We start from the raw sequence: 6,394 nt of genomic DNA, 5'->3' as shown, positions 1-6,394 counted from the left end.
AACGGCCTGGAAAACCAGGCGCCTCTCCTCGCCCGCGACATTGAGGATGCCCTTGGCGCGCAGGATGTCCGGCCCCTTTCGGGCCAGGAGGTCGTTCAGCCAGGCGGTCACCTTCTGCGGATTGACGGGCCGGTCGATGCGCAAGGCGACGCCTCTGATGTCGTCGTCGTGCACGTGGTCGTGGTGATGGTGTTCGTCGCCCCCCGCCTCGCAGTGCTCGTCGTGGACGTGGCCGGGATCGCCGTGGGCGGGGTTTAGGAACTCCGGCTCGAGTTCGAGGATGCGACCCAAGTCGAAACCGCCGCGTCCCAGGATCGCCTCCAGCGGCACGTTCGAGCGTTGGGCGCGGTGAATGGGCGCCAGCGGATTGAGCCGCCGCAGCCGCGCTTCCACCGCCGCCAGCTCGGCCTCGGCTACGAGGTCGGTCTTGTTCAGCACGATCTGGTCGGCGAAGGCGATCTGCTCCTTGGCTTCGCGGCTATCGTCGAGCCGCATGAGGATGTGCTTGGCGTCGACCACGGTCGTCACGGAATCGAGCTTGGCCTTGGCCCTGACCTCGTCGTCGACGAAGAAGGTCTGGGCCACGGGGCCGGGATCGGCGAGGCCGGTGGTCTCGATGACGATGCCGTCGAACCCGCCGCTGCGGCCCTGGCGCTTCATCAGCCCCTGCACCACGCGGATGAGGTCGCCGCGCACCGTGCAGCAGACACAGCCGTTGTTCATCTCGAACACTTCCTCGTCGGCGCCGATGATCAGGTCGTTGTCGATGCCGATCTCACCGAATTCGTTGACGATAACCGCATATTTCTTGCCGTGGTTTTCCGACAAAATGCGGTTCAAAAGCGTGGTCTTGCCGGCGCCGAGATAGCCCGTCAGCACTGTCACAGGGATTTTTTGGGACGTCAGTTCGGACATGATTACTCCGCAAAAGCCGGTATTTCGGGCGCCAGGCGGAGGGCCATTTCGGCCCTAATTCGCCAGCGCGCTCGTCAGCGTTCTAATATTGTGCCTGACCATGTCAATGTAAGTGGGGGCATCGCCCTTTTCATTGGTCAGGCTGTCCGAATATAGCGTTCCGCCGACCTTCGCCCCGGTCTCCTCCGAGATCCGGCGGATGAGGCGGGGGTCCCCGATCCGCTCCAGAAAGACGGTCGGGATGTGAGCCGCTTTGACCTGGGCGATGATTTTCGCGATGTCCCGCGCGCTGGGCTCGGCCTCCGTTGAGACCCCGATCGGGGCGATGAACTCAACGCCATAGCGGGCCGCGAAATAGCCGAACGCGTCGTGGGTCGAGATCACCTTGCGGCGGCTTTGCGGAATTTGGTCGACCGCCTGCTGCACGTCGGCGTCGAGTGCCTCGAGCCTGACCAGATAGCTGCTCGCATTTTGACGAAAAACATCTGCATCCGCGGGATCGGCGGCCACCAGCGCGTCGCGGATATTGGCGACGTATTTTTCCGCATTCGCCACCGATTGCCAGGCATGCGGGTCGGCATCGGAGCCCGCCTTGAGGGGAGCGATGCCGGCCGTCGCCGTGACGATCGAGGCCTTGCCGCCCGCCGCCTGAAGTAGCCGCGGCAGCCAACCTTCAAGTCCGAGGCCGTTGACAACCAGCAGCCTCGCATCGGCGATCTTGCGCGCATCCGCCGGCGTCGGGGTATAGACGTGCACGTCACCGTCCGCGCCGACCAGCGTCGTGACCTCGACGCGGTCGCCGCCGACATTCCTGACGAGGTCGCCGACGATCGAAAAGCTCGCCACTACCTTGAGAGGCGCCTGCGCGTGCATGGGGCTCGCGCCGAGCGACACCGCCAATGCCAGCAGAAAACCAAGCAAGCGTTGGATCACGCGCCTCATGCTTCGAGATGAGGTGCGGGAAACAGTTGCCGGACCACGCCGCGCACGTTGCCGAACAGGATCGAGACAACATAGAGCAAGGCCGAAACCAGGATGATGGCGGGCCCTGAGGGAATGCGGGTCTGGAAGGACAGCACCAATCCGGCATAGCCCGAAACAATTGCACTCGCGACCGCGATCGTGATCATGCCGGTCAGTTCGCGCGACCAAAATCGCGCAATACCCGCCGGCAGGATCATCAGACCCACGGCGAGCAAGGTGCCGAGCGCCTGGAAGCCGTTGACGAGATTGACGACCACGAGCGCCAGAAACACCAGATGCGCGAACGCCCCTGCCCGGCTCACCGTGCGCAGGAAAAGCGGATCGACGCTTTCGATTACGAGCGGACGGTAGATCAACGCAAGCACGGTCAGGGTCAGTGTGGCGTTGAAGGCGACCACGAGCAGCGTCTGATCGTCCATCGCCAGAATGTTACCGAACAAGACGTGCAACAGATCGATATTGGTGCCCTTCACGGAAACAATGGTCACGCCGAGCGCCAGCGAGGCGAGATAGAAGGTAGCGAGCGAGGCGTCTTCTTTCAGATCGGTGGTGCGCGTCACCAGGCCCGCGAGCAGCGCCACCGCGAAGCCGGCGATCAGTCCACCGGCAGTCATGGCAAAGAGATTGAGGCCCGAGAGCAGGAAACCGACGGCTGCCCCCGGCAGGATGGCGTGCGCCATTGCATCGCCGACGAGGCTCATCCGCCGCAGCATCAGAAACACCCCGATCGGCGCCGCGCCAAGCGACAGCGCCACCACGGCTGCGAGCGCCCGGCGCATGAATTCGAATTCGGTGAAGGGCGCGATCAGCACGTCGTACATCAGGCAGCCTCTGATGCGTCATCATGAACCACGCAGGCCGCCGCGCTATCGTCGAAGGCCTCGCACATCCGCCGCGCCTCGGCCAGGTTCTCTGATGTCAGCACCTCTGATGTCGCGCCCCAGGCGACCTTGCCGCGCGCGAGCAGCAGCGTTTCCGGGAAATGCGTGCGCACCAGATCCATGTCATGCAGCGCCGCCAGCACCGTGCGCCCCTCGGCATGCCAGTGCCGGACGAGAGCCAGGAGGTCGGCCGAGGTCTTGGCGTCGATCGCATTGAAGGGCTCGTCGAGCACGATTACCCGCGCACCCTGCAGCAGCACCCGTGTAAACAGCATGCGCTGCATCTGGCCGCCCGACAGCGTGCCAATGCCGCGATTTTCGAACCCGCTCAGGCCAACGGCGGCCAGCGCCTGCGCGATTTCTCCGCGGGCACCCTTGCCGATGCCGCCAAAAAATCCGGTCCGCCGCCACAGCCCGGTGCCGACGAAATCAAACACCGAAATCGGAAAGCTGCGGTCGATATCGGCGCTCTGCGGCAGATAGGCGATGTCTTTGGGATCGATGCCGCCGGTCTGGATCGTGCCTGAAAGCGGCTTGAGGATTCCAACGACGCCGCGAAACAGCGTCGATTTGCCTGCGCCATTGGGGCCGACGACGGCGAGCAGGGCGCCCGCTGCGACCTCACCGCTCAAATGATGGACCGCCGGATGGCGGTCATAGCCCAGCGTGACGTCGCGAAATTGCAGTTGGGCAGCCATTGTCATTTCATCGCCGGTGGGGTGGATCTGACGTTCGATTCAGTGTTGCCGCGAGGTCTCAAAGCGAATGTCAAATCCGAAACCCCACCGGAATCCGATATTTGCTGGTGGCCCTTTGGTTCTGACATTCGTAACCGGACCCTCCTAGACATGATACGAATGTCAGAACCGGGCCACCAGCCAAACGAAAGCCCACAGCACGGCGCTGACGGCGATCGCCGCCATCAGCCGGGAAAGCACTGTCATCCGCAGGATCGACCAGGCGACCGCCTGCGCCGGATGCGGCGCGGCCGGGCCATGGCTATGGGCGTGATGCGAGTGGGCGTGATCGTGCCCTTGAGGGGGTACCATCCCAAAATGTTATATTATAACATTTGACGAGTCCATCAAAGTGGTCCTGCGCCCGCCCCGACAGCCGACAAAAAAGCGGCAGCCCAAGGCTGCCGCTTTTGATCCACGGTGAGCCCGTCCGATCAGGTTGCCTTGCCGAACAGTTCGTCGACATAGTCCCAGTTCACAAGGTGTTCGACGAACGCCTTCAGATAATCCGGGCGGCGGTTGCGATAGTCGATGTAATAGGAGTGCTCCCAGACATCGACGCCGAGGATCGGCGTTGCGCCATGCACCAGCGGATTTTCGCCGTTGGGCGTCTTGGAGACCTCCAGCTTGCCGTTCTTCACCGACAGCCAGGCCCAGCCCGATCCGAACTGACCGGCGCCGGCAGCGGCAAAATCGGTCTTGAACTTCTCGAGGCCGCCGAGGTCGTCGTTGACCTTCTTTTCCAGGCGGCCGGGCAATTTGCCGCCGCCGCCCTTGGGCTTCATCCACTTCCAGAAATGGATGTGGTTGTAATGCTGGCCGGCATTGTTGAAGAGCGCGGCGTTCTTGCCGAACGAGCCCTTGACGATCTCCTCCAGGGACTTGCCCTCGAATTCGGAGCCCTTCAGCAGGTTGTTGCCGTTGGTCACATAGGCCTGATGATGCTTGTCGTGATGGAATTCCAGCGTTTCCTTCGACATATGCGGCGCGAGGGCGTCGTAGGCATAGGGAAGGTCGGGGAGCGTGAAGGTCATGGGGTCATGTCCGAACTAGTGGGATACAAATTTCTAACGGGAACCCTTATAGAAGGTTCCTGGCCACTTAAACACCGAAATTCCCCCGATCAATCCGTCGGTCGCATTCCGGGCACACATGAGTATCGAAATTGAAGTCGTGAATGGCGCACAATTCCGGCCACAGGCCGAGACGCTATTCCGCCAAATGGAGCCTCACGTCACCAAGGATGACGAGAGCGAGCCCGGCTGGGCTCGGGTCACCTGGGCCGATCCCGACTTGCGCATCCTGATCGAGACCGATGACGGCGAGCTTGCTTGTCATGCCGGCATTTTCTTCAGAACGGTCATCTGGAATGGCCAGAAAGTGCATATCGGCGGCGTCGGCCAGATTGCGACGCACCCCGATTGCCGCCGCCGCGGCTACGCCAGCATCGCGCTGAACGCCGCGGTCCACACCATGCGCGACCACGACACGGCGCAATTCGCGCTGCTGTTCTGCGAGCCGCACAATTTCGAATTTTATTCGTCGCGCGGTTGGCAGCCTTTCGGCGGAACGGTTTTCGCCGAACAGCCTGAGGGGAAGGTCCGGTTTGAGGCAATGGCTCCATTTGTGCTGGACCTGAAGCGGCGCGCGCCAGCGCTCGGCACGCTCGACCTCGGTGGCCTGCCGTGGTGACCGATCAGGGATGCGAATGTCAGAATCGGACCACTGGCATCGCTTTCAGCGCGGTGGCAGCGGAAGCATAGCCGCCGCGCGCGCCGTCGATGAAGTGGACGTGGTCGCTGCGCATCGCCGACGGCGTGAAGCAGGTCATCATCGCGGCGTCCTGCCGATGCAGGCCATATCGCGCGACACCGGTTGATGATGCCGAAGCGAGGCGCGCCGTCAGAGCCTGCTCGAGATCGGGCGTGCAATCGAGCACCATCCGCAGGCCATCGTCGTATTTGCGGAAGTCGGAATTTTCCACCACCTGCTGCACATAGATTTTCGGCACGAAGCCGCCGACACGGATGCCGAAACGCATGATGCAATAGGCAAACAGCGTGTGGGCGAGCACGCCGAGCCGCCGTCTGAACAGCGATCCGCCATGTCGGGCCCGCGCCTCGAATTCGACGCCTTGCGGCGGCCAGCGCAGCGGCGGCCCGCCCGGCGGCACCGGACGGCCCTGATCGGGGCTGCGACCGACGAGGGCGACAATGTCCTCGATCAGCCGGCGATAGGCAGCAGGCTCGGCGCCTTGCGCCGGCATCACCAGCACGGAAAGGATGAGCCCGCGCATCGTCGGCATCTCCTCGAACCGGCAGGAGAGGCCGGAGAGATCGGGCTGCGTTCCCGATGGCGCGCGGGCAACGGCGAATTCGCCGCGTTTCATGGCAGTCTCCGCCCAGCCGAGGCCGCCGCCGGAAAACATCGCATAGGAGAGATTGGGCGATGGCCCAAACCGGGCCACGCGAACGTCGAGGCCCTGCGCCCTTATTGCCGCCAGCGGCACCAGCGCCACGCGCATCTGAAGATCAAGATCCTCCTTGACCCAGGTGGCTGTCGCGGCGAGCGCCTGGCGCGCGCGATCGATATTGGACGGCGCCACCGCGAAGCTCGCGCCGTCGCCGCCGAACACGAACGGGAATTCGCGCCCCTCAAGCGCATTGGTCACCGCCGCGATCACCGCGGCGCCGGCCATATTGACCGCTTTGTAGCGCGCCTGCGCAATTGCCTTGGTGGACTCGACGATATCGGCGACCCCGATGCTCCAGTCGGCCGGCAAGGCCGCATAAAGCGCTGGATCCATCAGCCGCTCGAAGCGCCGGAATACCGGAATGGCGCTGTAGAAGTCGTCGCTGCCGTTCGGTGCGGTCATGG

General features: G+C 63.4%; 8 protein-coding genes. 1 reads left to right on the top strand and 7 read right to left on the bottom strand.

Annotation, left to right across the window (positions count from 1 at the left end; all coding sequences use genetic code 11):
• From M6D32_RS25530 to M6D32_RS25505, 6 genes are all read right to left on the bottom strand, one after another.
• A partial coding sequence (locus M6D32_RS25530; RefSeq protein ID WP_298261568.1) for a GTP-binding protein occupies positions 1-915 on the bottom strand: 915 nt, incomplete at its 3' end.
• 54 nt (positions 916-969) lie between these two features.
• On the bottom strand, positions 970-1,857 hold the full coding sequence (locus M6D32_RS25525; RefSeq protein ID WP_298261566.1) for a metal ABC transporter substrate-binding protein: 888 nt from the start codon (positions 1,855-1,857) through the stop codon (positions 970-972).
• Positions 1,854-2,723, bottom strand: coding sequence for a metal ABC transporter permease (locus M6D32_RS25520; protein WP_298261574.1), 870 nt, complete (start codon positions 2,721-2,723; stop codon positions 1,854-1,856). Before M6D32_RS25520 ends, M6D32_RS25525 begins: the two co-directional genes overlap by 4 nt.
• Positions 2,720-3,478, bottom strand: coding sequence for an ABC transporter ATP-binding protein (locus M6D32_RS25515; protein WP_298261564.1), 759 nt, complete (start codon positions 3,476-3,478; stop codon positions 2,720-2,722). Before M6D32_RS25515 ends, M6D32_RS25520 begins: the two co-directional genes overlap by 4 nt.
• A 162-nt stretch (positions 3,479-3,640) precedes the next feature.
• Positions 3,641-3,829: a hypothetical protein gene (locus M6D32_RS25510; RefSeq protein ID WP_298261562.1), complete on the bottom strand. Its 189-nt coding sequence runs from the start codon at positions 3,827-3,829 to the stop codon at positions 3,641-3,643.
• Between the two features lie 122 nt (positions 3,830-3,951).
• Complete coding sequence (locus M6D32_RS25505; protein WP_298261560.1) at positions 3,952-4,551, bottom strand: superoxide dismutase; 600 nt, start codon at positions 4,549-4,551, stop codon at positions 3,952-3,954.
• Positions 4,552-4,669: 118 nt separating this feature from the next.
• Here M6D32_RS25505 and M6D32_RS25500 point away from each other — a divergent pair, with 118 nt between their 5' ends.
• Entirely contained in the window at positions 4,670-5,209 is a 540-nt protein-coding gene (locus M6D32_RS25500; RefSeq protein ID WP_298261558.1) for a GNAT family N-acetyltransferase, read from the top strand.
• A gap of 19 nt (positions 5,210-5,228) precedes the next feature.
• Here the strand turns inward: M6D32_RS25500 and M6D32_RS25495 are convergent, their stop codons facing one another.
• Positions 5,229-6,392, bottom strand: a complete 1,164-nt coding sequence (locus M6D32_RS25495) for a DUF3095 domain-containing protein (protein ID WP_298261556.1) — start codon at positions 6,390-6,392, stop codon at positions 5,229-5,231.
• Positions 6,393-6,394: the final 2 nt, after the last annotated feature.

This window comes from Bradyrhizobium sp. (genome assembly GCF_027307225.1).
In the GTDB taxonomy this organism is placed as follows: Bacteria; Pseudomonadota; Alphaproteobacteria; order Rhizobiales; family Xanthobacteraceae; genus Bradyrhizobium.
Note: the sequence above shows the minus strand (reverse complement) of the source record. Positions and strands in the feature narration are given on the sequence as shown.

Excerpts from the sequence above, each read along its gene's own strand:
- M6D32_RS25525 (WP_298261566.1), bottom strand. The coding sequence starts at position 1,857 with ATGAGGCGCGTGATCCAACGCTTGCTTGGTTTTCTGCTGGCATTGGCG.
- M6D32_RS25515 (WP_298261564.1), bottom strand. The coding sequence starts at position 3,478 with ATGGCTGCCCAACTGCAATTTCGCGACGTCACGCTGGGCTATGACCGC.
- M6D32_RS25510 (WP_298261562.1), bottom strand. The coding sequence starts at position 3,829 with ATGGTACCCCCTCAAGGGCACGATCACGCCCACTCGCATCACGCCCAT.
- M6D32_RS25505 (WP_298261560.1), bottom strand. The coding sequence starts at position 4,551 with ATGACCTTCACGCTCCCCGACCTTCCCTATGCCTACGACGCCCTCGCG.
- M6D32_RS25500 (WP_298261558.1), top strand. The coding sequence starts at position 4,670 with ATGAGTATCGAAATTGAAGTCGTGAATGGCGCACAATTCCGGCCACAG.
- M6D32_RS25495 (WP_298261556.1), bottom strand. The coding sequence starts at position 6,392 with ATGACCGCACCGAACGGCAGCGACGACTTCTACAGCGCCATTCCGGTA.